This window comes from Bradyrhizobium canariense, from assembly GCF_900105125.1.
Lineage (GTDB): Bacteria > Pseudomonadota > Alphaproteobacteria > Rhizobiales > Xanthobacteraceae > Bradyrhizobium > Bradyrhizobium canariense_A.
Map to the genome: position 1 here is coordinate 5,930,590 of NZ_LT629750.1, position 23,794 is coordinate 5,954,383.

Below are 23,794 nucleotides of genomic sequence, written 5' to 3' on the forward strand. Positions count from 1 at the left end.
CAAGCAAGAAAGACGTGGATGCCCGGCACAAGGCCGGGCATGACGAATGAGAGGGTTGCGGCCCTGGCCGTTCGAAATCGTTCGCGAGTAATTCGTGCTGACTGAACCAAGGTGAATCCGTGCTCGTCTACATCGCCCGGCGTATCGTCTATGTGATCCCGATCGTCATCAGCGTGGCGCTGGTGTGCTTCATGCTGGTGCACATCACGCCTGGCGATCCCTTGGTCGCGATCCTGCCGGCCGATGCGTCGCAGGAACTCGCGAATCAATTGCGCGCCGCTTACGGCTTCGATCGTCCGTTGCCGATCCAGTTCGGTCTTTGGCTCTGGAAGGCGGTCAATGGCGATCTCGGTCATTCGATCGCGACCGGACGCCCGGTGCTGAACGAAGTCATGCGCGCGGTCGGCAATACCGTGACGCTGGCGATCGCGGCGGCCATCATCGGCTTCACGCTCGGATTGTTCTTCGGCCTGATCGCGGGGTATTTCCGCGACACCTGGATCGACAAGGTCGCAACCTCGATCGCGATCGCCGGCGTTTCCGTGCCGCATTACTGGCTCGGCATGGTGCTCGTGATCATCTTCTCGGTCGAGCTCAACTGGCTTCCGGCCGTCGGCGCCGGCCCCGGCGGCTCCAGTGCCTGGGGCTGGGATTGGGATCATATCCGCTATCTGATCCTGCCCGCGATCACGACGTCGGTGATTCCGATGGGGATCGTCACGCGCACCGTCCGCGCGTTGACCGGCGATATATTGAGCCAGGATTTTGTCGAAGCCTTGCGTGCCAAGGGCCTGCGTGAAACCCATGTGTTCCGTCACGTCATCAAGAACGCCGCGCCGACGGCGCTCGCGGTGATGGGCCTGCAATTGGGCTACATGCTGGGCGGCTCGATCCTGATCGAAACCGTGTTCTCCTGGCCGGGCTCGGGACTGCTGCTCAATTCCGCGATCTTCCAGCGCGATCTTCCGTTGCTGCAAGGCACGATCCTGGTGCTGGCATTGTTCTTCGTGTTCCTCAATCTCATCGTCGATATCGTGCAGGCCTCGATCGATCCTCGGATCAAACGGAGCTGAGCCGGTGAGGATCGATTCATGAGCGCGATCACAGATGCTGCCCTGCAAGCCGCTCCCGCCGACAAGGCGCGCGGTTACTGGACGACGGTGGGCCGCCGCATCCGGCGCGACAAGGTCAGCATGGCCTGTGCCATCATTCTGCTGGTCATTTTTGTTTCCGCGCTGCTGGCGCCGTGGCTTGGGCTCGCCGATCCCTATCAGGGGTCGATGATCCGTCGGCTTCGCCATATCGGCACGGCCGGTTATCCGCTCGGCACCGATGAACTCGGCCGCGATATGCTGGCGCGGCTGGTCTATGGCGGGCGGCTGTCACTGATTATCGGCATTCTTCCGGTGATTTTGGCGTTCCTGATCGGGACGTCGCTTGGCCTTGTCGCCGGCTATGTCGGCGGCAAGATCAACACCGCGATCATGCGTACGGTGGACGTGTTTTACGCCTTTCCTTCGGTGCTGCTGGCGATCGCGATTTCGGGCGCGCTTGGGGCTGGCATCGTCAACTCCATCGTCTCGCTGACGATCGTATTCGTGCCGCAGATCACCCGCGTCGCCGAAAGCGTCACCACCGGCGTGCGCAATATGGATTTCGTCGAAGCCGCGCGCGCCTCCGGCGCCGGCCCCTTCACCATCATGCGCGTGCATATGCTCGGCAATGTGCTGGGGCCGATCTTTGTCTACTCAACCGGTCTGATCTCGGTGTCGATGATCCTGGCCGCCGGCCTGTCATTTCTCGGCCTCGGCACCAAGCCACCCGAGCCGGAATGGGGCTTGATGCTCAATACGCTGCGCACCGCGATCTATGTCAATCCGTGGGTGGCGGCACTGCCTGGCGTCATGATCTTTGCGGTGTCGATCTGTTTCAACCTGCTCAGCGACGGCATGCGCAGCGCCATGGATATCCGGAACTGATGCCATGAACGAAACGAGCCTACCCGTCGATATGCTGGAGCCGGTCGAGGATCGCGGCGGCGCGGCGCAGCCGCTGTTGCAGGTCAACGGATTGACCAAGCACTTTCCGGTGCGCGGCGATCTGTTCAGCGCGCGCAAAACGGTGCGGGCGGTGGATGACGTGTCGTTTTCGATCGCCAAGGGCGAAACGGTCGGAATCGTCGGCGAGTCCGGCTGCGGCAAGTCGACCACCGCGCGGCTCTTGATGCACCTGATGAAGCGCGACGCCGGCGATATCATCTATGATGGCATGACGGTCGGGCGCGCTCTGTCGCTGCGCGAACTTCGCCGCGGCATGCAGATGGTGTTTCAGGACAGTTATGCCTCGCTCAACCCGCGCCTGACCATCGAACAATCGATCGCCTTCGGCCCCAAGGTCCATGGCATGGCGGACGCCCCCGCCCGCGCACTAGCGCGCGAACTGCTCGGCAAAGTGGGCCTACGACCGGAAGTCTTTGCCAACCGCTATCCGCACGAGGTTTCCGGCGGCCAGCGGCAGCGCGTCAACATCGCCCGCGCACTGGCGTTGTCACCGCGGCTCGTGATCCTCGACGAGGCCGTATCGGCGCTGGACAAATCGGTCGAAGCCCAGGTGCTCAATCTCCTGGTCGATCTCAAGCGCGAATTCGGACTGACCTATCTCTTCATCAGCCATGATCTCAATGTCGTCCGCTATATTTCAGACCGTGTGCTGGTGATGTATCTCGGCGAAGTGGTCGAACTCGGTCCGGTCGATCGGGTGTGGGACGCGCCGGCGCATCCCTATACGCGGGCGCTGCTGGCGGCGATGCCATCGTCCGATCCGGACCACAGGACCGAAACGCCGCCGATCACGGGCGATCCGCCTAATCCGATCGATCCGCCCGCGGGCTGCCGGTTTCACACCCGTTGTCCGTTTGCGGAGCCGCTCTGCGCAAATGCTGCACCAAAACTCACCGCGCTCGATACAATGGGTCATCAAGCGGCATGCTACATGGCCATTCCAGGTTCAGGTCACAGCCGCGCGCCGGCAAAAGGATCGAATACTCCATGACAAGACCCAGTTCTAAAGAGATCAAGGTGGTGGCGGATGTCGCCGGCGTACCCGTGACCGCCGAGGTTGCCACGCGGATGTCCAATTCGATCGGTCCTGCATTTGAGGGCTTTGCGCCGATATCGGGCACGCTGCCGTTCGATCTCGAGCCTGCCAGTTTTGTTCTGGCGCAAATTGCGAAGGTTTCGAAATGAGCGCTGAACCGGCCCTGATGTCGCTCACCTCGATCGCAAAGGCGATCGCCGAAAAGCGCTTTTCCTCGCGCGAAGTAACGCAGTCCTGTCTGAATCGAATCGGTCAGTGGCAGCCTCGTCTCAACGCGTTCATCGCGATCGAGGCTGAGGCTGCGCTCGCGGCGGCCGATGAAGCCGACACGGCGCTGGCAAAAGGCAATGTCAAAGGCGTTCTGCACGGCGTGCCGCTGGCGCACAAGGACATGTATTACGACGCGGGCAAGGTGGTGACCTGTGGTTCGAAGATCCGGCGTGATTTCGTCGCCACCACGACCTCGACGGCGCTGCAGCGCATCAAGGACGCCGGTACGGTTCGCCTTGGGTCGTTGCAGATGGCCGAATTCGCCTACGGACCGACCGGGCACAATTCGCATTTCGGCCCCGTGCACAATCCCTGGAATGTCGATCACATCACCGGCGGCTCGTCGTCGGGATCTGGCTCCGCGGTCGCAGCGAGACTGACCTTTGCGGCGCTGGGATCGGACACCGGCGGCTCGGTCCGGATGCCCGCGCATTTCTGCGGCGTGACCGGATTGAAGACGACCGTCGGCCGGGTCAGCCGCGCCGGCGCGATGCCGTTGTCGCAATCGCTCGATACGGTCGGCCCGCTGGCGCGCAGCGCGGAAGATTGCGCGCTGCTGATGGGCCAGATGGCTGGCGCCGATCCGGAAGATCCGACGGCCGTCACCGTGCCTGTGCCGGACTACATGGCGGCGACGAAAGGTTCGCTGAAAGGATTGCGCATCGGCGTACCCGCGGCGTTTTATGTCGACGATCTCGATTCCGAGGTCGCGCGGGTCCTTGACGAGAGCATTGCCGTGTTCAAGCGCGAGGGCGCCGAGATCGTTCGGGTCGAATTGCCGGATCAGCGCCAGCTCTCTTCGGCAAGCCAGCTCGTTCTCGCGGTCGAGGCCGCGGCGTTTCACAAACGCTGGCTGATCGAGCGGCCGCAGGATTACGGTCCGCAGGTTCTGATGCGCTTGCAGAACGGGCTTGCTATCCCCGCGATCACCTATCTGGAAGCGATGCGCTGGCGCGGGCCGGCATTGTCCGCGCACAATGCCGCGGTTGCTGGTGTCGATGCCGTGATCGCGCCGGTGTCGCCGGTCGCGGCTCCCACCATTGCCGAAAGCGACGTCGGCGGCGGTCCTGGCGCCGAAGCCGTGATCCAGCGGCTGACGCGCTTTACGCGGCCGGTCAATTATCTCGGCCTGCCGTCGCTGGCGCTTCCCTCCGGCTTTACCCGCAGCGGCCTTCCGGTCGGGATGCAGTTGATCGGCCGTTCCTTCGATGAGGCCACGCTGTTGCAAATTGGCGCCGCGTTCCAGCGCGCGACCGATTTCCACGACCGGGTGCCGAAGCTCGCATGAACCAGCTTGTCGACATCCGCAATCTCAGCATTCGCTTCACCGGCGAGCGTACCGTTCATGCCGTGAACGATCTGAGCCTTTCGCTCGGCGAGGGGGAAGTGCTCGGCCTGCTCGGCGAGTCCGGTTCGGGCAAGAGCGTCACCTTGCGCGCGTTGATGCGGTTGTTGCCGAGAAAGCGGACGCAGATTTCAGGGCAGGTTCAGGTCCTCGGACGCGACGTGCTGGCGCTGGATGACGAACAGCTTTCGGCGTTTCGCGGCCGGACCGTGTCGATGATCTTTCAGGAGCCGGCGCTGGCGCTTGATCCGGTTTACACCATCGGCCAGCAGATCGCCGAAACCGTGATGCGTCACGAAGGCAAAAGCCAAACCGAGGCCGTGGCGCGCGCGCTCGAAATGCTGGAGGTGGTGCGCATTCCCTCCGCCAAACGCCGGCTCGATGCCTATCCGCATGAGATGTCCGGCGGCATGCGGCAGCGCGCGATGATCGCGCTGGCGCTGGCCTGCAAGCCGAAAATCCTGTTGGCGGACGAGCCGACGACGGCGCTGGACGCCACCGTGCAGATCCAGATCCTGCTGTTGCTGCGCGAGCTGCAACGCGAATTCGGGATGTCCGTCATCTTTGTCACCCACGATATCGGTGTTGCGATCGAGATCTGCGATCGTGTCGCCGTGATGTATGCGGGCCAGATCGTCGAACAGGGCACGCTCAGCCAGATCGTGCGTTCGCCGGTCCATCCCTATGCGCAGGGGTTGCTGGCCTCTACCGTGCACGGCGCCAAGAGAGGTCAGCGCCTGGAAACCATTCCGGGGACGCCGCCGTCGCTCGACCAGGCGCCGGTCAGTTGCGCCTTCGCCCCCCGTTGCGGTTTTGCGCAAGCGCGCTGCATCGAAGCGCTGCCGCCCGATGTGCAGATAGGGCCGGGCAGGCACGCCAGATGCATCCTGGCTGAAAACGCTGGCGTCGCGGTCGCCGCGACCTAGCCGTATCTGAAGTCAAGCGCCGAGGCCCGGGTCGGCCCAGCGTTCGATCTCGGAAGCACCGACAATGCGCTTGGGCTGATGCGGATTGAGCGTGCCGGCGCTCGCGGTCCAGCCCTTGGCCAGGATCTGCATGGCGAACAGCTTGGCATCGACTTCCGATTTGAATGTCCGGGTTGAGCGGGCCGCGCCTTTTGCGCCGTCGCCCGCCATTTTGCTTGGCCCAAAGGCCACATACCAAGTATCCGGTTGAGTCATGCTTGGATAACGCTGTTGCTGCGTCAAAGTTTCGCCTTCATTGAAAATGGCCACGCCACCATTGTGGAGGGCGCTCGCGATCTAACTAAAATTAGCGGGATTGGGGTCGTCACGTCATATAATTGTGGGTAGATTCGAATGCAGCGCGGCGATATGACACGCTGCAAACAGGGGGGTTTTTGATGCGACTGTCCAGTGAAGGCCTTCTCGTTATTTTATTCGTTGGCTTGATTGCGGGCTGGCTCGCCGGAAAGATCGTTCGGGGTACCGGCTTTGGAATTATCGGCGATATCATTGTCGGCATCGCCGGCGCCTTTGTCGCCAGTTGGCTGTTTCCGAAGCTTGGCATTCAGCTCGGCGTCGGGCTGGTGCGCGAGATCATCGATTCCGCGATCGGCGCCATTCTGCTGTTGCTGATCGTCCGGCTGATTCGAACCGGCGGCCGTTTCTGACGTGACGCCATAAACGTTCGCCGCGCCAGACATTTCGATCAGAACGCTGCAAACGAAGGGGCCGTCCCGAGAGACGGCCCCTTACTTATTGCTTATTAGCGGCGTCGAAATCGCTTATTCGACGATCTCGACAATCCGGTGGGTGCGCGGATCGACCAGAACCGTGCGGTCGTTCACGACCGTGTAGCGATAGTCATGGACGCCATATTCCTGCGGCACGTCATAATAGGTGACGCCTGCTTCAGGAAGGACGGCGCCGACCCGCACGTCCTCGCCATAATGATAGGAGGGCCGGCGCTGCTCGACGACATAGCTGTGAAAGCGCGGGCGCTGATCGACGCCCAGAACTCCGGTGACGCCACCAACCACACCACCAACGACGCCGCCGACCACCGCGCCGACGGGACCCGCCGCGCGCTCGCCTTCTCTTGAGCCTCGCTCAACTCCACCGGGAACCCCCTGGGCTTGCGCGACGACGGGAAGCGCCACGGTGGCAGCTAAGGCGGCAATTCCGATAAAACGGCGAATCATGATGTCTCCCAGTATCCGTTAAGGTGGGAGGACAAGTCATTCGGCGCCGATTCGGTTCCTCCGCGGCGCCCCGAATAAACCGGTTCTGCCGGTGAGCCGGCTGCCCCATTTAGGTTAATGCGACTTAAATGGACGGTAGGCGGAAACATCGGTAAAATGCGGTTCTCGTATTTCATTTAAGAGATTTGATTGATGGCAGCCGCTCCCGCGGTCCGGCGCTCCGAACTCGGTGACGCGCTGCGCACTTGTCGCAACGCCTTCATCGGCGTCGGCATCATGAGCTGCATGATCAATGTGCTCTATCTGACCGGCTCGCTGTTCATGCTGGAAGTCTACGACCGGGTGCTGCCGAGCCGGAGCGTACCGACACTGATCGGTTTGGCGATCCTCGCCGGCGGAATGTACTTCTTCCAGGGCATCCTCGATCTGATCCGCGGACGGATCCTCGGTCGCGTCGGGACCGCGCTCGATGAATCGCTCAATCGCCGGGTGTTCGAGACCATCGTGCGGATGCCGTTGACCGTCGGCGGACGCAATGACGGACTTCAGCCATTACGGGATTTGGATGCCGTGCGCTCGTTTCTCTCTAGCATGGGGCCGGGCGCCTTCTTCGATCTGCCCTGGCTGCCGTTCTATCTGGCGATCTGTTTCACCTTCCATGTCATGATCGGCCTGACGGCGCTGGTCGGCGCCATCATTCTCGTCAGCCTTACCCTTGTCACCGAATACATGTCGCGCGCGCCGGCGCGCGAGGCGACAGGACTGGCGGCGCGCCGCAACGACCTTGCCGCCACCAGCCGGCGAAACGCCGAGGTGCTGATTGCGATGGGAATGTCCGGGCGGCTGACCAACCGCTGGGTCGAAGCCAACCAGAATTATCTGGCGGGCAATCAGCGCGCCAGCGACATTGCCGGCGGTCTCGGCGCGATTGCCAAAGTGCTGCGCATGACCCTGCAATCGGCGGTGCTTGCCGTCGGCGCCTATCTGGTGATCCACCAGGAAGCGACCGCAGGTATCATCATCGCGGGCTCGATCCTGAGCGCACGCGCACTGGCCCCGGTCGATCTGGCGATCGCGCACTGGAAAGGCTTCGTCGCCGCGCGCCAGAGCTGGCATCGTCTGAACCTGTTGCTCGAGAAGATGCCTGAGCGGACCGGGCAAATGCTGCTGCAGAACCCGTCGAGCCGCCTTTCGGTCGAAGGCATCAGCATGGTGCCGCCGGGCGATCAGAAGATCATCGTCCAGGACGTCACCTTCGCGCTCGAGGCTGGAAGTGCATTGGGCGTGATCGGGCCGAGCGGATCGGGAAAGTCGTCGTTGGTGCGTGCGCTGGTCGGTGTGTGGCAGCCATTTCGCGGCAAGGTTCGGCTCGACGGCGCAGCGCTCGACCAGTGGTCGTCGGATGTTCTCGGCGCTCACATCGGCTATCTGCCGCAGGATGTCGAACTGTTTGCCGGTACCGTCGCCCAGAATATTTCCCGTTTCGATCCCGAAGCCAATTCGGAAAAGATCATTGCGGCCGCAAAGGAAGCGGGCGTGCATCAGATCATCATCAAGATGCGCGACGGCTACGATACCCAGGTCGGCGAACAGGGGACTTCGCTTTCCGCCGGCCAGGCGCAACGCGTGGCGCTGGCGAGGGCGCTGTATGGCGATCCGTTCCTGATCGTCCTCGATGAGCCGAACTCCAATCTCGATACCGAGGGCGATGAGGCGCTGACGCGGGCGGTTCGTGCGGCGCGCGAGCGCGGCGCCATCGTGGTGATCGTGGCGCATCGGCCGGTCGGCATCGAGGCGGTCGATCAGCTTCTGGTGCTGAGGGAAGGCCGCATGCACGCCTTCGGGCCGAAGGAAACGGTGCTCGGGCAGGTGTTGCAGCGGGTTAATCCGCCGACGCCGATCAAGATCGTATCCGAGGGCGGGGTTGCCAAACCATGAGCGGCAGCGAAACACAGGGCGCACGATCGTCGATACGGCTGCATTTGATGGTCGGACTGACCGTGGTCGTGCTTCTCGCCGGCGGCCTTGGCGGTTGGGCGTCGACGGCCGAGATCTCCGGCGCGCTGATTGCGCCGGGATCGATCGTCGTCGAATCCAGTGTCAAGAAAGTCCAGCATCCGACCGGAGGCGTCGTCGGTGAGTTGCGTGCGCATGATGGCGATATCGTCAAGGCCGGCGATATCGTCGTGCGGCTCGATGACACCGTCACCAAGGCTAACCTTGCAATCGTCACCAAGAATCTCGATGGCCTGTGGGCGAGAGCCGCGCGGCTCGAGGCCGAGCAGCAGGGTCTCGACAAGGTGGTATTTCCCGCCTCGCTGCGTGACCGCGCCAATGATCCCGACGTCAAGAGCGTGATGGCGAGCGAAGCCAAATTGTTCGAAGTCCGCACCACGGGCCGGACCGGACAGAAGGCGCAATTGCACGAGCGGATCACGCAGCTGAATGAGGAAATCGCCGGTCTTACCGCGCAGGAGCAGGCCAAAGACCAGGAAATCGCGCTGGTGGACAAGGAACTGGTCGGGGTTCGCTCGCTCTACGACCAGCATCTGGTGCAGCTGACGCGCCTGACCACACTCGAGCGCGATGGAGCCCGGCTGTCCGGAGAGCGGGCGCAATACATCTCATCGAAGGCGCAGGCCAAGGGCAAGATCACCGAAACCGAATTGCAGATCATCCAGGTCGACAAGGATATGGTCAGCGATGTCTCCAAGGACTTACGCGAGACCAACGACAAGATCGGCGAATATATCGAACGCAAGGTGACGGCCGAAGACCAGTTGCGGCGCGTCGATATCCGCGCCCCGCAGGACGGCATGGTCGAGCAATCGACGGTTCATACCGTGGGCGGCGTGATTACCGCCGGCGACGCCATCATGATGATCGTTCCGCAGGCCGATGACCTCCAGGTCGAAGCCAAGGTCAATCCGCAGGATATCGATAAACTGCAGATCGGCGAAAAGACCTTGCTGCGGCTGTCGGCCTTCAACCAGCGCACGACGCCGGAACTGAACGGCGTCGTCACCCGCGTTTCGCCAGATGTCACCACCGATCAGCGCACCGGACAGGCCTATTACACGATCCGCGTCTCGATGCCGCCGGAAGAGGTGGCCCGTCTTGGCGAGGCCAAGCTGATACCCGGGATGCCGGTGGAGGCCTTTGTCCAGACCGGCGATCGCACCATGCTGTCCTACCTCATCAAGCCGCTGCACGATCAGCTGATGCGCGCGTTCCGCGAGAGGTGAGGTCGGGGTTGCGACATAACCATCCAGCCATTGTAGTTGAAAGATAGGCTCTCACTTCGTGCCATCCCGAAGGGCCGCGGCGTATGGGTCCCGGCTTTCGCCAGGACGACAATAATAGGCGGCGAATCAAAAATTCACCGCGACAAGTTCTGCAGCAGGAAATTCAGCGCGGTGCTCGCAAACACATGCATGTTGCCGAGCCGGTCGCTGCTGCCGGTCTCCAGCGTCATCGCAGACTGCTCAACGCCCGCAATGCCCATGCAGCTGTGGCCGGCGTTATCGCCGTAACGGTTGCCGGTAGGCCCGGTGGCGCCGGTCTCGGACAGGCCCCAATCCGTGGAGAAGCGCTGGCGGATTTGCGTTGCCAGCAATTTCGCGTAGGGCTCCGACGCCGAACGGCTTCCCTTCATCGCATCGTCGGGAATGTCCATCAGAATGCGCCGGGCATCGCGGGTATAGACCACCGCTCCGCCAAGGAAATAGGCGGACGCCCCGGGCACCGCCAGCAGCGCCGCCGAGATCAAACCGCCGGTCGAGGATTCCGCAACCGCAATGGTCTGCCGCCGTTCGATCAGCCGCGCGGCGATTTGTTCGGCGATCGCAACCAGCTCTTTCATCACGCGCCTTTCTTGCTGTCATTCTTGCCGTCTTTTTTTTCGGCGAGCGAATGATAGACGACGCGGATGAAATTCTTGCTGGCAAGCTCCGTCGGCGCCCATTTCGCATCGAGATCGGCGAACGGTTTTGCCGCCACCACGTCGTCTTCGCTCTTGCCGTCCTTGACCAGCTTCGCCATCCGGTCGCGCGCGGTCGTCAGCATCTTCAAATATTCCGCGAGCGCGGCCTTGTCGGCGAGCGGCCCGTGGCCCGGCACGATCCGGGTCTTGTCGTTGACGAATTTGAGATAGCTGCTGGCCGCCGCGATCATGCCCTTGATATTGCCGCCATTGGCGAAATCGATATTGGGGTAACGGCCATTGGTGAAGGTATCGCCGGTCGACAGCACGTTGGCGGTCTTGAACCAGACATAGGTGTCGCCGTCGGTATGCGCGTTGGCGATATGCTTGAGGTCGGCGACGCGGCCCCGCAGCCTGATGTGATATGCGCCAGTGTAGGTTTTCGCGGGCAGCGCGCCCTGTGGCGCGGCCGGCGTCTTGGCGCCGGTGAGGCCGTTGGTGGTGCCGGCAGCCAGCCGGTTCTTGACGTTGACGTCGGCGACGATGGTGACGCCATCCTTGGCGAACGGCTCGTTGCCGCCGGTGTGGTCGCCGTGAAAGTGTGTGTTGATCAGATATTTGATCGGCTCGTTGGAAACCGCCGAGATCGCCGCCTTGATCTTGTCATGCAGCGGCGCGAACTCGCCGTCGACCATGATAATGCCGTCCTTGGCGACCGCCACGGTGATATTTCCGCCCTGGCCTTCCAGCATGTACATGTTGTCGCCGAGATCGGTGGTCTTGATCTCGACCTTGGAGAAATCAGGCGGCGGCGGTGCCGCTGACGGCTGTTGCTGCGCGACGGCAGCGCCGTTCAGCAGCATCATGGTGGCAACAGCCGCAATTCCAATCCGCAACATCAAAATCTCCCGCCCCAATTTTTAAGGTTTCCTAGCACGCGATGGCCCGTTTGCCGAGTTGCGGGCCGCGGCCGACCCTGCTTGAATGCGGCTCAAGAACCAAGCGGTGCGGCCTACAACATGCCGTGATGGAATACCGCGCGGAGCAGAGGAAACTTGCCGAGGAATTTGTCATGACATCGCCGATCGCGGGAGGCGTAGATTGCGATCTGCATCCCGCCGTTCCTCATCTGACCAGCCTGTTGCCCTATCTCAACGATTACTGGCGCGACCAGGTCACGACCCGAGGGATGGTCGACCTGGTGTCGCAATCCTATCCGGCCAATTCGCCGATCATCTCGCGGCCGGACTGGCGGCCGTCAAAAGGCAAGCCGGGGTCCAGCCTTGCCGATATGCAGGCGCAAGCGCTCGATCCCTTCGCGGTGAGCTACGGCATCTGCAACCCGCTGTATGGCGTGCAGATGGTGTTCAGCGAGGATATGGCGGATGCGTTCTGCCGCGCGCTGAACGACTGGCTGGTCAAGGAGTGGCTCGACAAGGATAGTCGCTTGCGCGGCTCGATCGTTATCCCGGTCCAGAGCATCGAGAAGTCGGTTGCCGAGATCGAGCGTTGCGCTGCCGACAAGCGTTTCGTTCAGGTGCTGATGCTGGTCATGGGGGACATGCCGCTCGGCAAGCGCGCCTATTGGCCGATCTATGCCGCCGCCGAGCGGCACGGCCTGCCGATCGGCATCCATGCCGGCAGCAATTATCACAACCCGCCCAGCTCGGTCGGCTGGGGCTCCTATCACATCGAGGATTATGTCGCCCAGGCGCAGGCGTTCCAGACGCAATTGACCAGCCTGATCGTCGAGGGCGTTTTCGCGCGGCATCCGAACCTGAAAATGGTGATGCTGGAGTCCGGCTTCACTTGGCTGCCATCCTATCTGTGGCGACTGCATAAATTCTGGCGTGGCATCCGCATGGAAACGCCGTGGGTGGATCGCGCGCCGCTGGAAATTGTGCGTAGCAACATCCGGTTCTCGCTGCAGCCGATCGATGCGCCGCCGGATCCCCAGACATTAAATCGGCTGTTTGACCATATGCAGTCGGACGAATTGCTCCTATTCTCAACGGACTATCCGCACTGGCAATTCGATGGCGACCAGGCGTTGCCCGAAGGGATTTCGGCCGATCTCGTACGCAAGATCATGATCGACAATCCATACGCGACCTACAGCCGCCTGAAGCAGTCGGCCAGGGCATGATCCCGAAAAGTGGCATCCGGTTTTCGGAGAAGATCATGCCCAAACAAATGAGATTGGCGAGTTCAATTCGGCGAAGCTGGATCGGAATCTAGAGGAGACGACACCATGAACATGCAGTTCCGCCCCGGCGCCGAACCGGGTGCCTCCACCGGTGTCAAAACCGCGATTGCCGATTGCGACATCCATCCGGCGCGGAAGAGTCTGAAGGATCTCTATCCCTATATGGCCACGCGCTGGCACGACCATCTCGAAACCTATGGCAAGCATCCCTATCAGGGCATGATGGAAGGCCCGCCCTATCCGAAGGCGCAGCCGAATGCGTCGCGTCGCGATGCCTATCCGCCGGAGGGTGGCCAGCAGGGCTCGTCGCTGTCGTTCATGCAGCAACAGCACCTCGACCCGAACAATGTCGCGCTGGGCGTGCTGTGTCCGCTCCAGACAGGGCAGGGCATTCGCAACCAGGATTTGAGCGCGGCGCTGGCCACCGCCGTCAACGATTGGCAGATTGCAGAGTGGACCAGCAAGGACAGCCGGCTGAGGGGCTCGGTCGTGGTAGCTAATGAGGATGGCCCCGCAGCGGCTGCCGAGATTCGCAAGCGCGCCGGCGACAAGAATTTCGTGCAGGTGCTGCTGCTCAGCCGCAATGTCGAGCCGCTGGGCCAGCGCCGCTACTGGCCGATCTATGAGGCGGCCGAGGAGGCCGGGCTTCCGATCGGCATCCACGCCTTCGGCTTCGGCGGCAACCCGATCACGGCATCCGGCTGGCCGAGCTTCTACATCGAGGAAATGGTCGGCCATTCGCAATGCCAGCAGACGGCGCTCGCCAGCCTCGTGCTGGAAGGCGTGTTCGAGCGGCACCCGACGCTCAAGATGGTGATGATCGAAGCCGGCTTCGGCTGGGCGCCGTCGCTGTCGTGGCGGCTGGACAAGAACTGGGAGCGGCTGCGCAGCGAGGTGCCGCATGTGAAGCGGCCGCCGTCGGAATATATCCGCGACCACATCTATTGGACCACGCAGCCGATGGAAGATCCCGAAAGGCGCGATCATCTGTTTGACGTGATCGACTGGGTCGGCTGGGACAAACTGCTGTTCGCGACCGACTATCCGCACTGGGATTATGACGAGCCATCGCGGGTGCTGCCGCCGGGGGTCAGCGACGCCAACCGCGAAGCGTTCTATCTCGGCAATGCAAAGAAGCTGTACGGGCTCGCATGATCCGAAAAAGTGGGAACCGGTTTTCCTCGGGACAAACGCGAAGCGTTTGCCCGGAGATCAGGCGAAAAAAATAACATGGCCCGTCACGTCATCGCGGCGGTGGCTGAATTGCCGCCGGGCACGCGCAAATTCCTCACCATCGAAGAACGGCCGATCGCGGTCTTCAACATCAAGGGCGAGTTTTTCGGCCTGATGAACCGCTGCCCGCATCAGGGCGCGGCGTTGTGCGAAGGGCCGTTGATCGGGCTCGCGCAATCATCCGATCCCGGCGAGATCGAGTACACCAAGCTCGGCGAAATCATCCGCTGCCCCTGGCACGGCTGGGAGTTCGACATCCGGACCGGCCAGTCCTATTGCGACCCCAAGCGTTTCCGGGTCAAAGCCTATCCCGTCAATGTCGAGCCGGGTTCGAGCGTGGTGAAAGGGCCTTACGTGGCCGAGACCGTCGCGGTGTCCGTGGAAAGCGACTACGTGGTGGTGGATTTGTAGATTACACCGTCATTCCGGGGCGCGCATAAGCGCGAACCCGGAATCTGGAAGACGTAACCTCAAGATTCCCCGATGTGCAATTGCACATCTGAGGTTCGCGCGGCCGCGTGCCCCGGAATGACGGCAGTTGTGTCGGTTGGGCTACTTGCAAGAAGCCTCGTCATTGCGAGGAGCGAAGCGACGACCTGTCCGCCGTAGCTTTTAGCGAAGGCGGAAGCAATCCAGTCTTCGTTTTCGGGCACTGGATTGCTTCGCGAAGCCTGTCATCGGGCGCGCATTCGCGCGACCCGTTGGCTCGCAATGACGGTACTAAACCGGATGCCCCATCATCCGCCGTTCCCGCGCATAGCGCACCAGCGCGACATAGCGGTAGATGCCGTGGACGAACTTGCTGTAGGGCATGGTGATGAACAGCGCGAACACCACGCCGAGATGCAGCGCCAATAGTGGCCCCATCGCCGCGGTGTCGCGCCACAGCAATAGCGCGATACCTGTCAGGCCGGTCATGAACAGCATGACAATGAAAGCGGTGTCCATGCCGGTGCGGGCCTGATCGACCAGCACCGGATCACGCTTCGATTTTTCCGCGAGCAATCCGATCGGCCCGATCAACAAACCGATGCCACCGAGCGTGCCGAGCACAACCGGCAAATCCCACCACGCATAGGGCGCCTCGCGCGCCAGCAGATAATGGTAGAGCGTGCCGACGCAGGTCGCGGCGAAGCACAGCAGGAAGCCGTAGAAGGTGAGGTGGTGATAGATCTTGCGCCGGTCGGTCGGGCGGTCGTCTTCGTTGAAGCAGCCAACGCCACCGCCATCGAGGTAGCGCAGCTCGCCGGCATCCCGCATCGCCTGCCACAGCGATCCCGCGTCCATCTTCATACCCACGGGTTCGCCGATATCGTGCCAAAAGGCGCGCACGCTCATGACCAGCGCCAATATCGCGTACAGGAACGCCGCGCCGAACAGCGCCGCCATCGTGTTGTGTGGCATCAGTTTGTAGAACGCGCCCGGTCCGGTGTGGATTCCGTACAGAACCTGCGGGTCGTTGAGCGCGGCAAAGCCGAAAATGAATGCGGCAACGCTTAGGGCCGCAATGATGCTGATCGCGAGTCCGTTGCGCGCGAACAGGCCCGAAAACGCCCGCGGCCATGCATAGGCGGCGTAGGAGTCGGCGCGAGCGATCGCCAGCGTTTGCGGAACGTTGACGTTGTACTCATGCGGCGGCGAGAACTGGCAGTCGGTGTAGCAGGCGCCGCAGGCGTGGCAGAGATTGGCAAGATAATTGAGGTCGCCGTCGGAGAACGAGCGGCGCATTTCCATCGCCGGGAAAACAGCGCAGAGACCTTCGCAATAGCGGCAGGAGTTGCAGACCGTCATCAGGCGGTCGGCTTCCTCAAGGATTTTAGTTCCGTGCATTTTGCGCCGCTTCCCGTCCCGCGATCCGTCCGAACACGCTGCCGATGGTCATTCCGATTCCGGCCGCGTAACCTTTGCCCAGCACATTGCCGGCCATGATCTCGCCGGCGGCGAACATGTTGGCCGAAGGCTTGCCGTCCTTCATCAGGATGCGGGACTGCTTGTTCACGCGGGTGCCGAGATAGGTGAAGGTGATGCCGGGCCGCACCGGATAGGCATAATACGGCGGCGTCTCGATCTTTCGCGCCCAATGGGTCTTCGGCGGCGTCAATCCTTCGGTGCGGCAGTCATCAAGGATGGTGTGATCGAAGGTGCCGGGCTGCACCGCGGCATTGAAGTCGGTGATGGTCTTTTCCAGGGTGGCCGGATCGAGCTCGAATTTTCCCGCAAGTTCCGCAATCGAGTCGGCCTTGATCGGGGGAAACAGCGTCGGCATGAAGCTGTTCAGCACCGTCGAGTCGAAAATGATGTAGGCGATCTGATCCGGCTGCGCGGCAACCAGGCGTCCCCAGATCGCATAGCGCTTCGGCCAGATGTCCTCGCCCTCGTCGTAGAAACGCTGCGCATGCTTGTTGACGACAATGCCGAACACCACGGAGTCATGCCGGGTAATGATGCCACCGTCGAATTTCGGCGCGCGCGCGTCGATCGCGACCGCGTGGCATTGCGTGGGGTCGCCGATCTCCTGCACGCCCTTGGCCAGCAGCATCTTGAGGATGGCGCCGCGGTTGTAAGGCGTGCCCCGGATCAGGAAATTGTCGGCGGCCTCACCCCAATACTCCTTCAACCATTCGATATTGGCCTCGAAGCCGCCGGCGGCCGCAACCAAGGTCGAGGCGCGCACTTCCGCGGTGCCATCGATCGGCTGCTTCAGCATCGCAGACAGGAACATGCCGTCTTCGATTCGCAGATCAGTGACTTCGGCGTCGTAGAGGATATCGACGCCGAGTTGCTCGGCGGTGAGATAGAGCGCGTTCAGCATCGCCCGGCCGCCGCCAAGGAAAAACGAGTTGGTCCGCCCGAGGCTCAGCGTGCCGCCCAGCGACGGCTGCCAGCGCACGCCCTGTTCGACGACCCAGTTCAGGATGTCCTTGGACTCCCGGATCATGAACTTTGCGAGCTCTTCGTCGGTCTGCCCACCGGTCAGGCGCAACAGGTCGTCCCAGAATTCCTGCTCGGTATAGGGCCCGGTGAGGATGTCGGTGGCCGCGTCATGGGCGCAGCGCATGTTGCGGGTATGGCGGGTGTTGCCGCCCCGGTAGAATTTCGGGGCGCCTTCCAGCACCAGCACGGAGGCGCCGGCGCGCCGCGCGCTGATCGCGGCGCATAGCGCGGCGTTGCCGCCGCCAATCACCAGCACATCAAATCTTCGGGTTAAATCGACCATGCGGTGTTGTTTATCTTGTTTGCATGGAAATCAAAACCGGGCAGGCGCGTGCCTGCCCGGCGGTTTCGAGGGATCAGGCGGTGACGGCTTCGCGCGTCTCGATGGTCCGGCCACCGCGATACACGGTGAGCGTCGCGATGATGCCGAGAGCCGCGCCGAACATCAGCCAGTACGCAGGCGAGGCCTTGTCCTGGTGCGTCATTTCGATCAGTTTGGTCGATACAAAGGGGGTGGCCGTGCCGAATATGCCTGCAGCCAATGCGAACGCTATCGAGAAACAGGTGGTACGGACATGTGCCGGCACGATCTCGACCAGGCATCCCAGCATCGTGCCGCTGTAGACGCCGAAGTAGAACGAGAACATCATCTGGACTGCCAGCAGCTTTCCGAGTGTGGGCTCTGCCGCGAGCCAGGAAAGCGCTGGGTAAGCAGTCACGAGCGCCAAGCCTGCAATCGTTAGCAGCACGGGCTTGCGGCCGATCCGGTCGGAAACCGCGCCACCAACCGGATTCCAGATGAAATTCGTGATTGCAACGAGCAGAGTCACGAGCAATGTCCCCGTCGGCGAGAGATTGAGCTGCTTGCCGAAACCGGGTGCATACACCGTGATGAAGTAAAAGGTCGTCGTGGTCAGCACAGCGATCATCATGCCGAGAACGACAATGCGCCAGTTCGCGATCGCCGAAGCAAACACCTCGCTCGCGGTCGGATGTTTCTTCATGGCCAGGAAAGCCGGCGTTTCCTCAAGCGATCGCCGCAACATGAAAATGACCGGGATAATGAGGCAGCCGACAAAGAACGGGATGCGCCATTTGGCGATTCCGCCCACTGAATCCAGGAAGGTGTCAGCGGGGACGCTTTCTCTCAGGATAAAGCCGATGATTGCCGCGACAAAGATCGCGACCTGCTGACTCGAAGACTGGAACGAGGTGTAAAAGCCGCGATTGCCAGGCGTCGCTATCTCGGCAAGATAAACAGAGACGCCGCCCAGTTCGACGCCGGCGGAGAACCCCTGTATCAACCGGCCGATCAAGACGATGATCGTCGCGGCGATGCCGATGGATGCGTAAGTGGGGCAGAAGGTGATCGCCACGGTACCAACCGCCATGAGCGCGAGCGTCACGATCAGCCCCTGGCGGCGGCCGATACGATCGATATAGGCGCCCAGTACGATTGCGCCGACCGGACGCATCAGCGCGCCGAGCCAGAACACACCATACGCATTGAGCAGGGCCGCGGTCTCGTTCTGGGCGGGGAAGAACGCCTTTGCGATATCCTGCGCGTAAAATCCGAACAGGAAGAAATCGAACTGCTCGAGGAAATTGCCGCTGGTCGCGCGCAGGATGGCGCCGATCCGCGACTTGATCACCGGCGGCTGGGATGTGGATATTGGCGGCATGGCGAATTCTCCCCGTTTTCGAAATGGCCGGTGCGGAAAGGTTTTTCGCCAGCCGACAATTGCTCTTGAAGGGCAATCTGCCATGCCGGTGCGGCGCGACCAACCGGAAATCGCTAGTTAAATCGGATATCGCGCCGCACGCCGATATTTTTCAGGTTTTGTTCTGCAGCGAGGTGCTCAGCCATTGCCGGAACGCCGAGAGCTTGGGTGAGTCAGCCCTCGCCTCGGGCGAGACCAGATAAAAGCCGGCATCCGTCGGCAGCGTGATCTTGAACGGAACCACCAGCCGGCCGCTGGCGATGTCGGCCTCGACGTAAGACGTCCGTCCCATCGCCACCCCGAGCCCGTCGATCGCGGCCTGGACGGTTACCAGCAGCAGGTCAAAGGTCAGCCCGGGGTGTTTTGAGATATTCGCCGGCAGCCCTGCCGCGGTGAGCCACAACCGCCAGTCGTCGTTATAGCCGGCGCTGGTGTGCAGCAGCGTATAATGGGCCAGATCTTCCGGGCACCGCAGCGGTTTGTCTCCGGAGAGCAATGCCGGACTGCAGACCGGAAACATTTCGTCGGCCATCAGCCAGTCGGCGCGCAGGCCCGGCCAATGGCCACGGCCATAGCGGATCGCAGCATCGACGTCGCCGCTTTTGAAATCGACCAGATTGGACGACGTCGTGATGCGGACGTCGATGCCCGGATGCGCCTCCTGAAATGCGGAAAGCCGCGGCAGCAGCCACTTGGCCGCCAGCGACGCCAGCGTGGACACTGTCAGCACATGTTCATTGTCCTTGCGCAGCAGCCGGTCGGTGGCGAGCCGCAGATCGTTAAAGGCCGCGCGGACACCGGGAAGATAATCGCGGGCTTCCGGCGTCAGCGCCAGCGCGCGGTTTTGCCGGACGAACAGGCGAATCCCCAGTTCTTCCTCGAGCCGCCGGATCTGATGACTGATCGCGGTCTGCGTGACGTTCAGCTCGGTCGCCGCATTGGTGAAGCTGAGGTGCCGGGCCGCCGCCTCAAACGCGCGCAGCCCATTCAGGGAGGGCAGTCTGGCTGTCATTTGACCAAAAATTCATGCATGATTTTTTGTCATCTAAAGCGGTACAAAGTGTCGTTTGTGGAAAGTCCACATAGCGCAGATATTGGCCTTAACAAGTTAGCTTTAGGAGATTGAGATGTCCATTTATTCACACCAGGAGATGATAAATAATCATGGTTCTGGGGTTTTCGCCCAGCTCGGCGAAACCTTTCACGTTTGGCGCGAGCGACAGCGCAGCCGGCGTGAACTGGCCCAGTGGACCGATCGCGACCTGCATGATGTCGGCATTTCCCGAAGCGACATTGTGCTTGAGGCTGAAAAACCGTTCTGGCGGGCATGATGCAGCCTGGTTGGCGTCGCCTCGACAGGGGGACGCCAACCAATCTCTTTTGAATTTGCGGGAGCGTGCGATGATTGCTCTGCGTTTTGACGATCTGAAGCAATATTCCGACGTCCTGCGCTCGCGCAACGGCAGCGCGGTGACGGTGCGCTTTATCGAGCCGCGCGACGCCGAGGAATTGCAGAACTATTTTCGCTCGCTTTCGACCCGCTCTCGCTACAACCGCTTCCTCGGCGCGATGAGCGAACTGCCGCAAAACGTGCTCGATCATTTCATCCATGTCGGCGAGCGCGACGAATTCAGCGTCGTTGCGACCATGAAAATCGACGGTTTCGAAACCATCGTCGGCGAAGCCCGCTATGCGTTCCATGCCGGCACGGAGAGCCTGGAGTTCGGCCTGTCGATCGATGACCGTTGGCAGGGCCAGGGCATCGGTGCAGCACTGCTGAAAAATCTCGAATGCCGCGCTGCCGCGTTCGGCGCCGAGCGGCTGGTCGGCGATACGCTGCGCTCCAATGACGCCATGATCGGGCTTGCGCGCAAATCCGGCTATTCCTTTGCGCCCAATTCCGATGATTGGAAGCTGGTGCGCTTCGAGAAGCATATCGATATCGCGCCGAAAGATATTCCCTGCGCCAGTTGGCGCCTTGCCGCTGCCTCCCGCCATCTCGCGACAGTTCCTCTCGCGGGTTGACAAAACTAAGCCCGGTTCAACCTGAACCGGGCTTTTTCTTTCAGCGATCTCTGTTCAAGAATCCAGCGGCCGTCGCCGCTGCTTGCATTTGCCGAGTACCAGTCGCGCCCTGACCGAAATCCATAGCGGCCGGACCAATGCGCCGCAGTCGATGATCGATTGCAACAGCATCACGCCGTCCCCTCGGTCCAGTCGGTCGATGTTGCGATCTTCCGCCAGGCCGCGAGTTCCTGCGCGACATGGGCGTTCTTGCGTTCGATACGTTCGACCGTGTCGCTGCCAAGCGGCAACCGCAGCGGCGGATTCTTCGCGTTCACAAGCGCAATGAAGGCCTTGGCGAGTTTGCGCGGATCGCCGCGCTGGCCGTGGTTGACGTCGGCGGCATGGGCGCGGGTCTTGCCGACGGTCTCGCTGTAATCGTCGATGTGTTGGGCGGTGCGGGCCAACGAGGTCTCATCAAGGAAATCAGTGCGAAAAAATCCGGGCTCGACGACTGTCACGTGGATGCCGAGCGGCGCCACTTCGCCGGCCAGCGCCTCGCTGATGCCCTCGACCGCGAATTTCGTCGCGCCATACACGCCCCAGCCGGGATAGCCGGCGTAGCCACCGACCGACGAGAGATTGATGATGTGCCCCGCGCGTTGCCGGCGCATATGCGGCAGCACCGCGCGGGTGACGCCGAGCAGGCCAAAAACATTGGTGCCGAACAGTTTGGCGGTTTCCGCGGCGCTGGCTTCCTCGATCGCGCCCAACAGGCCGTAGCCCGCATTGTTGATGAGGATATCGATGCGGCCGAATTGCCTGATCGCCTGACCGACGGCCTCGTGCGCCTCCGTCTCGCTGGTGACGTCGAGCCGGGTCGCCAGCAGCCGCTGATGTGAGCCGAGCCGGGCGGTGACGGTTGAGGGATCCCGGGCGGTGGCGACCACCGCATCACCGGCGGCCAATGCAGCCTCGGCGATCAGGGCGCCGAAACCTCGGGAAGCTCCTGTGATGAACCAGACGCGCATGTTGTTGCCCTTTTCTCGCTGGCCCAGGCGGCTTGCCTGGGCTGATGGGCCACAAATAGCGGTTCGCCATAGCTGAGATAATCCGCTATATAATCCATGAGCTAGTGAGTAAAATTCATCAATGCGGATCGATCCTTCTGATCTTGCGACCTTTCTGGCCATCGCCCGGCATCGCAGCTTTCGTGCCGCGGCGACCGAGCTCGGCGTATCGGCGTCGGCGCTCAGTCACGCCTTGCGCAACATCGAGACGCGTCTCGATCTGCGGCTGGTCAATCGAACGACCCGCAGCGTCGCACTGACGGAAGCAGGGCAGCGGTTGTTCGCACGCATCAGCCCGGCGTTTCAGGACATCGACGACGCGCTGGAGGATCTCAATAATTTTCGAGGCAAGCCGGCCGGTACGCTGCGCTTCAACGCCGCACGGCAGTCGGCGCAACTGGTGCTGCTGCCGATCGTGACGCGTTTTCTCAAAAGCTTTCCGGATATCAATGCCGAGATATCCATCAATGACGCGCTGATCGACATGGTGTCGGCCGGCTTCGACGCCGGTGTCCGGTTCGGCGAGACCATTGCCGCCGACATGATCGCGGTGCCGATCGGACCGCGGCATCGTTTCGCGGTGGTCGGATCGCCAGCTTATTTCAGGCAACACCAGCCGCCGGTCACGCCGCATGACCTCAGGGGCATGCCGTGCATCCGCTTTCGCTTCTCAAGCGGCGCCTTCTATCGCTGGGAGTTCGAGCGCGGCGGCATCGAAGTCGATATCGATGTCGAGGGACCGCTGACGCTGAATGATCAGGATCTGATGGTCGATGCGGCGTTGGACGGCACCGGCCTTGCCTTTGTGTTCGAGGCGCAGGTGGAAAAACTGATCGCCAGGCGCAAGCTGGTCCGCGTGCTGGCCGACTGGTGTCCGGCCTATCCCGGTTTCTTTCTGTATTATCCAAGCCGCCGCCAGCTTCCGGCGGCGCTGCGTGCCTTTGTCGATTTCGCCAAGACCATGGCGAATTAGCCTAGCTTCCCCTGAACACCGGCTTGCGCTTTTCGATGAAGGCCTGCACCGCCTCGCGATGATCCGCCGTCGTCGTCAAGCGGGTCAGGCGTTCGGCCTCATGATCGCGCGCGGTGGCGTAATCGAACAGCAGGGCTTCGTCGAGATTGTCCTTCATGTAGCGCAACGCGAGCGTCGGGCCTTCGGCCATCGATTTGGCGAGCGCAAAAGCTTCCGCCTGAAGCTTGTCGTCCGGCACCACGCGGTTGACGAGGCCGATCGCCTCGCATCTCGTGGCGTCGACCTTGTCAGCGGTGAACATCAATTCGCGCGCCCGCGATGTTCCGACCAGCCGCGTCAGCAGCCATGCAATGCCGTAATCGCCGCTCAATCCGACCCGCAGATAACCGGTCGAAACGAACGCCGATTGTGCCGCGATGCGGATGTCGCAGGCCATCGCTAGCGCGAGGCCGGCCCCCACGGCGGGACCCGGCAGTGCGGCAATCGTCGGCTTGCGCACCGAGATCAGCGCGCCGGTCAAGAGCCGCTGCCGCTCCTGCAAATCGGCGACCTTCTCGTCATAGGACATGTCGAGTTTCTTCTGGTCGCGGTGGGCGCCCATGCCCTTGACGTTGCCGCCGGCGCAGAAGGCGGTGCCGGCGCCTGTAATCAGGAGCACGCCGACCTCAGGATTCTCGCCGCAGGTCTTGATCATGGCGCGCAACGCCGGCGTCAGATGATCCGACATCGCGTTGCGGACTTCCGGCCGGTTCAGCGTGATGACCGCGACGCGGTCGCGGATCACGCACAGGAGTTCATCGGTGCCGGTATCGATCGCGGTCTCGGTGGTCATGTCGAATTCCCATTTCATTCGCCG

At 62.0% G+C, this 23,794-nt stretch carries 25 protein-coding genes; 15 read left to right on the forward strand and 10 right to left on the reverse strand.

The window, feature by feature from the left end:
- Nucleotides 1–119 precede the first annotated feature (119 nt).
- From BLV09_RS28025 to BLV09_RS28050, 6 genes are read left to right on the forward strand one after another with little or no spacing between them, the layout of a single operon-like run.
- A complete protein-coding gene (locus BLV09_RS28025) occupies nucleotides 120–1,073 on the forward strand; it encodes an ABC transporter permease (RefSeq protein WP_100385455.1) in 954 nt (317 codons plus the stop codon).
- A gap of 18 nt (nucleotides 1,074–1,091) precedes the next feature.
- Nucleotides 1,092–1,979 carry an ABC transporter permease gene (locus BLV09_RS28030; RefSeq protein WP_100385456.1) on the forward strand — a complete coding sequence of 296 codons (888 nt, stop codon included), beginning with the start codon at nucleotides 1,092–1,094 and terminating at the stop codon, nucleotides 1,977–1,979.
- A 4-nt stretch (nucleotides 1,980–1,983) separates the two neighbouring features.
- Complete coding sequence (locus BLV09_RS28035; RefSeq protein WP_167558900.1) at nucleotides 1,984–3,051, forward strand: ABC transporter ATP-binding protein; 1,068 nt, start codon at nucleotides 1,984–1,986, stop codon at nucleotides 3,049–3,051.
- Nucleotides 3,048–3,245, forward strand: coding sequence for a hypothetical protein (locus BLV09_RS28040; protein WP_100385457.1), 198 nt, complete (start codon nucleotides 3,048–3,050; stop codon nucleotides 3,243–3,245). Before BLV09_RS28035 ends, BLV09_RS28040 begins: the two co-directional genes overlap by 4 nt.
- Complete coding sequence (locus BLV09_RS28045; protein WP_100385458.1) at nucleotides 3,242–4,654, forward strand: amidase; 1,413 nt, start codon at nucleotides 3,242–3,244, stop codon at nucleotides 4,652–4,654. Before BLV09_RS28040 ends, BLV09_RS28045 begins: the two co-directional genes overlap by 4 nt.
- Nucleotides 4,651–5,637: an ABC transporter ATP-binding protein gene (locus BLV09_RS28050; protein WP_146689717.1), complete on the forward strand. Its 987-nt coding sequence runs from the start codon at nucleotides 4,651–4,653 to the stop codon at nucleotides 5,635–5,637. The genes BLV09_RS28045 and BLV09_RS28050 overlap by 4 nt, the downstream gene beginning before the upstream one ends.
- Nucleotides 5,638–5,649: 12 nt before the next feature.
- On the opposite strand, the gene BLV09_RS28055 is transcribed toward BLV09_RS28050, so the two are convergent.
- Nucleotides 5,650–5,847, reverse strand: a complete 198-nt coding sequence (locus BLV09_RS28055; protein ID WP_146689718.1) for a hypothetical protein — start codon at nucleotides 5,845–5,847, stop codon at nucleotides 5,650–5,652.
- A 227-nt stretch (nucleotides 5,848–6,074) separates the two neighbouring features.
- On the opposite strand from BLV09_RS28055, the gene BLV09_RS28060 reads away from it, so the two are divergent.
- The gene (locus tag BLV09_RS28060) at nucleotides 6,075–6,344 is read left to right on the forward strand and encodes a GlsB/YeaQ/YmgE family stress response membrane protein (protein ID WP_100387411.1); all 270 of its coding nucleotides are present in this window, start codon (nucleotides 6,075–6,077) and stop codon (nucleotides 6,342–6,344) included.
- Between the two features lie 114 nt (nucleotides 6,345–6,458).
- On the opposite strand, the gene BLV09_RS28065 is transcribed toward BLV09_RS28060, so the two are convergent.
- Nucleotides 6,459–6,875 (reverse strand): DUF1236 domain-containing protein, encoded by a 417-nt coding sequence (locus tag BLV09_RS28065; RefSeq protein ID WP_100385461.1) that lies wholly within the window; start codon nucleotides 6,873–6,875, stop codon nucleotides 6,459–6,461.
- 192 nt (nucleotides 6,876–7,067) lie between these two features.
- Between BLV09_RS28065 and BLV09_RS28070 the strand changes: the two genes are divergently transcribed.
- Together BLV09_RS28070 and BLV09_RS28075 are read left to right on the forward strand one after the other, a co-directional pair.
- A complete protein-coding gene (locus tag BLV09_RS28070; protein WP_146689719.1) occupies nucleotides 7,068–8,813 on the forward strand; it encodes a type I secretion system permease/ATPase in 1,746 nt (581 codons plus the stop codon).
- On the forward strand, nucleotides 8,810–10,120 hold the full coding sequence (locus BLV09_RS28075) for an HlyD family type I secretion periplasmic adaptor subunit (protein ID WP_146689720.1): 1,311 nt from the start codon (nucleotides 8,810–8,812) through the stop codon (nucleotides 10,118–10,120). Before BLV09_RS28070 ends, BLV09_RS28075 begins: the two co-directional genes overlap by 4 nt.
- A 134-nt stretch (nucleotides 10,121–10,254) precedes the next feature.
- On the opposite strand, the gene BLV09_RS28080 is transcribed toward BLV09_RS28075, so the two are convergent.
- Nucleotides 10,255–10,737, reverse strand: a complete 483-nt coding sequence (locus BLV09_RS28080) for a CinA family protein (protein WP_146689721.1) — start codon at nucleotides 10,735–10,737, stop codon at nucleotides 10,255–10,257.
- A complete protein-coding gene (locus BLV09_RS28085; RefSeq protein WP_146689722.1) occupies nucleotides 10,737–11,696 on the reverse strand; it encodes an MBL fold metallo-hydrolase in 960 nt (319 codons plus the stop codon). The genes BLV09_RS28080 and BLV09_RS28085 overlap by 1 nt, the downstream gene beginning before the upstream one ends.
- Before the next feature lie 173 nt (nucleotides 11,697–11,869).
- Between BLV09_RS28085 and BLV09_RS28090 the strand changes: the two genes are divergently transcribed.
- From BLV09_RS28090 to BLV09_RS28100, 3 genes are all read left to right on the forward strand, one after another.
- Entirely contained in the window at nucleotides 11,870–12,943 is a 1,074-nt protein-coding gene (locus tag BLV09_RS28090) for an amidohydrolase family protein (RefSeq protein ID WP_146689723.1), read from the forward strand.
- 105 nt (nucleotides 12,944–13,048) lie between these two features.
- Entirely contained in the window at nucleotides 13,049–14,158 is a 1,110-nt protein-coding gene (locus tag BLV09_RS28095; RefSeq protein WP_146689724.1) for an amidohydrolase family protein, read from the forward strand.
- Nucleotides 14,159–14,233: 75 nt separating this feature from the next.
- On the forward strand, nucleotides 14,234–14,647 hold the full coding sequence (locus BLV09_RS28100) for a Rieske (2Fe-2S) protein (protein ID WP_146689725.1): 414 nt from the start codon (nucleotides 14,234–14,236) through the stop codon (nucleotides 14,645–14,647).
- A gap of 309 nt (nucleotides 14,648–14,956) precedes the next feature.
- Here the strand turns inward: BLV09_RS28100 and tcuB are convergent, their stop codons facing one another.
- The 4 genes from tcuB to BLV09_RS28120 form a co-directional block, all read right to left on the reverse strand.
- On the reverse strand, nucleotides 14,957–16,066 hold the full coding sequence (gene tcuB / locus BLV09_RS28105; protein ID WP_146689726.1) for a tricarballylate utilization 4Fe-4S protein TcuB: 1,110 nt from the start codon (nucleotides 16,064–16,066) through the stop codon (nucleotides 14,957–14,959).
- Entirely contained in the window at nucleotides 16,053–17,453 is a 1,401-nt protein-coding gene (tcuA, locus tag BLV09_RS28110) for an FAD-dependent tricarballylate dehydrogenase TcuA (protein ID WP_146689727.1), read from the reverse strand. Before tcuA ends, tcuB begins: the two co-directional genes overlap by 14 nt.
- 73 nt (nucleotides 17,454–17,526) lie before the next feature.
- Nucleotides 17,527–18,852, reverse strand: coding sequence for an MFS transporter (locus BLV09_RS28115; protein ID WP_100385470.1), 1,326 nt, complete (start codon nucleotides 18,850–18,852; stop codon nucleotides 17,527–17,529).
- 151 nt (nucleotides 18,853–19,003) lie between these two features.
- Entirely contained in the window at nucleotides 19,004–19,903 is a 900-nt protein-coding gene (locus BLV09_RS28120) for a transcriptional regulator GcvA (protein ID WP_100385471.1), read from the reverse strand.
- A gap of 115 nt (nucleotides 19,904–20,018) precedes the next feature.
- Between BLV09_RS28120 and BLV09_RS28125 the strand changes: the two genes are divergently transcribed.
- Nucleotides 20,019–20,222 (forward strand): DUF1127 domain-containing protein, encoded by a 204-nt coding sequence (locus tag BLV09_RS28125; RefSeq protein ID WP_167558901.1) that lies wholly within the window; start codon nucleotides 20,019–20,021, stop codon nucleotides 20,220–20,222.
- A 70-nt stretch (nucleotides 20,223–20,292) separates the two neighbouring features.
- Nucleotides 20,293–20,916: a GNAT family N-acetyltransferase gene (locus tag BLV09_RS28130; protein WP_146689728.1), complete on the forward strand. Its 624-nt coding sequence runs from the start codon at nucleotides 20,293–20,295 to the stop codon at nucleotides 20,914–20,916.
- A 170-nt stretch (nucleotides 20,917–21,086) separates the two neighbouring features.
- Here the strand turns inward: BLV09_RS28130 and BLV09_RS28135 are convergent, their stop codons facing one another.
- On the reverse strand, nucleotides 21,087–21,926 hold the full coding sequence (locus BLV09_RS28135) for an oxidoreductase (RefSeq protein WP_146689729.1): 840 nt from the start codon (nucleotides 21,924–21,926) through the stop codon (nucleotides 21,087–21,089).
- Nucleotides 21,927–22,047: 121 nt separating this feature from the next.
- On the opposite strand from BLV09_RS28135, the gene BLV09_RS28140 reads away from it, so the two are divergent.
- Nucleotides 22,048–22,938, forward strand: a complete 891-nt coding sequence (locus BLV09_RS28140; protein WP_146689730.1) for a LysR family transcriptional regulator — start codon at nucleotides 22,048–22,050, stop codon at nucleotides 22,936–22,938.
- A gap of 1 nt (nucleotide 22,939) precedes the next feature.
- Here BLV09_RS28140 and BLV09_RS28145 read toward each other — a convergent pair whose 3' ends face one another.
- Nucleotides 22,940–23,770, reverse strand: a complete 831-nt coding sequence (locus BLV09_RS28145; protein ID WP_100385475.1) for an enoyl-CoA hydratase — start codon at nucleotides 23,768–23,770, stop codon at nucleotides 22,940–22,942.
- Between the last annotated feature and the right edge of the window lie 24 nt (nucleotides 23,771–23,794).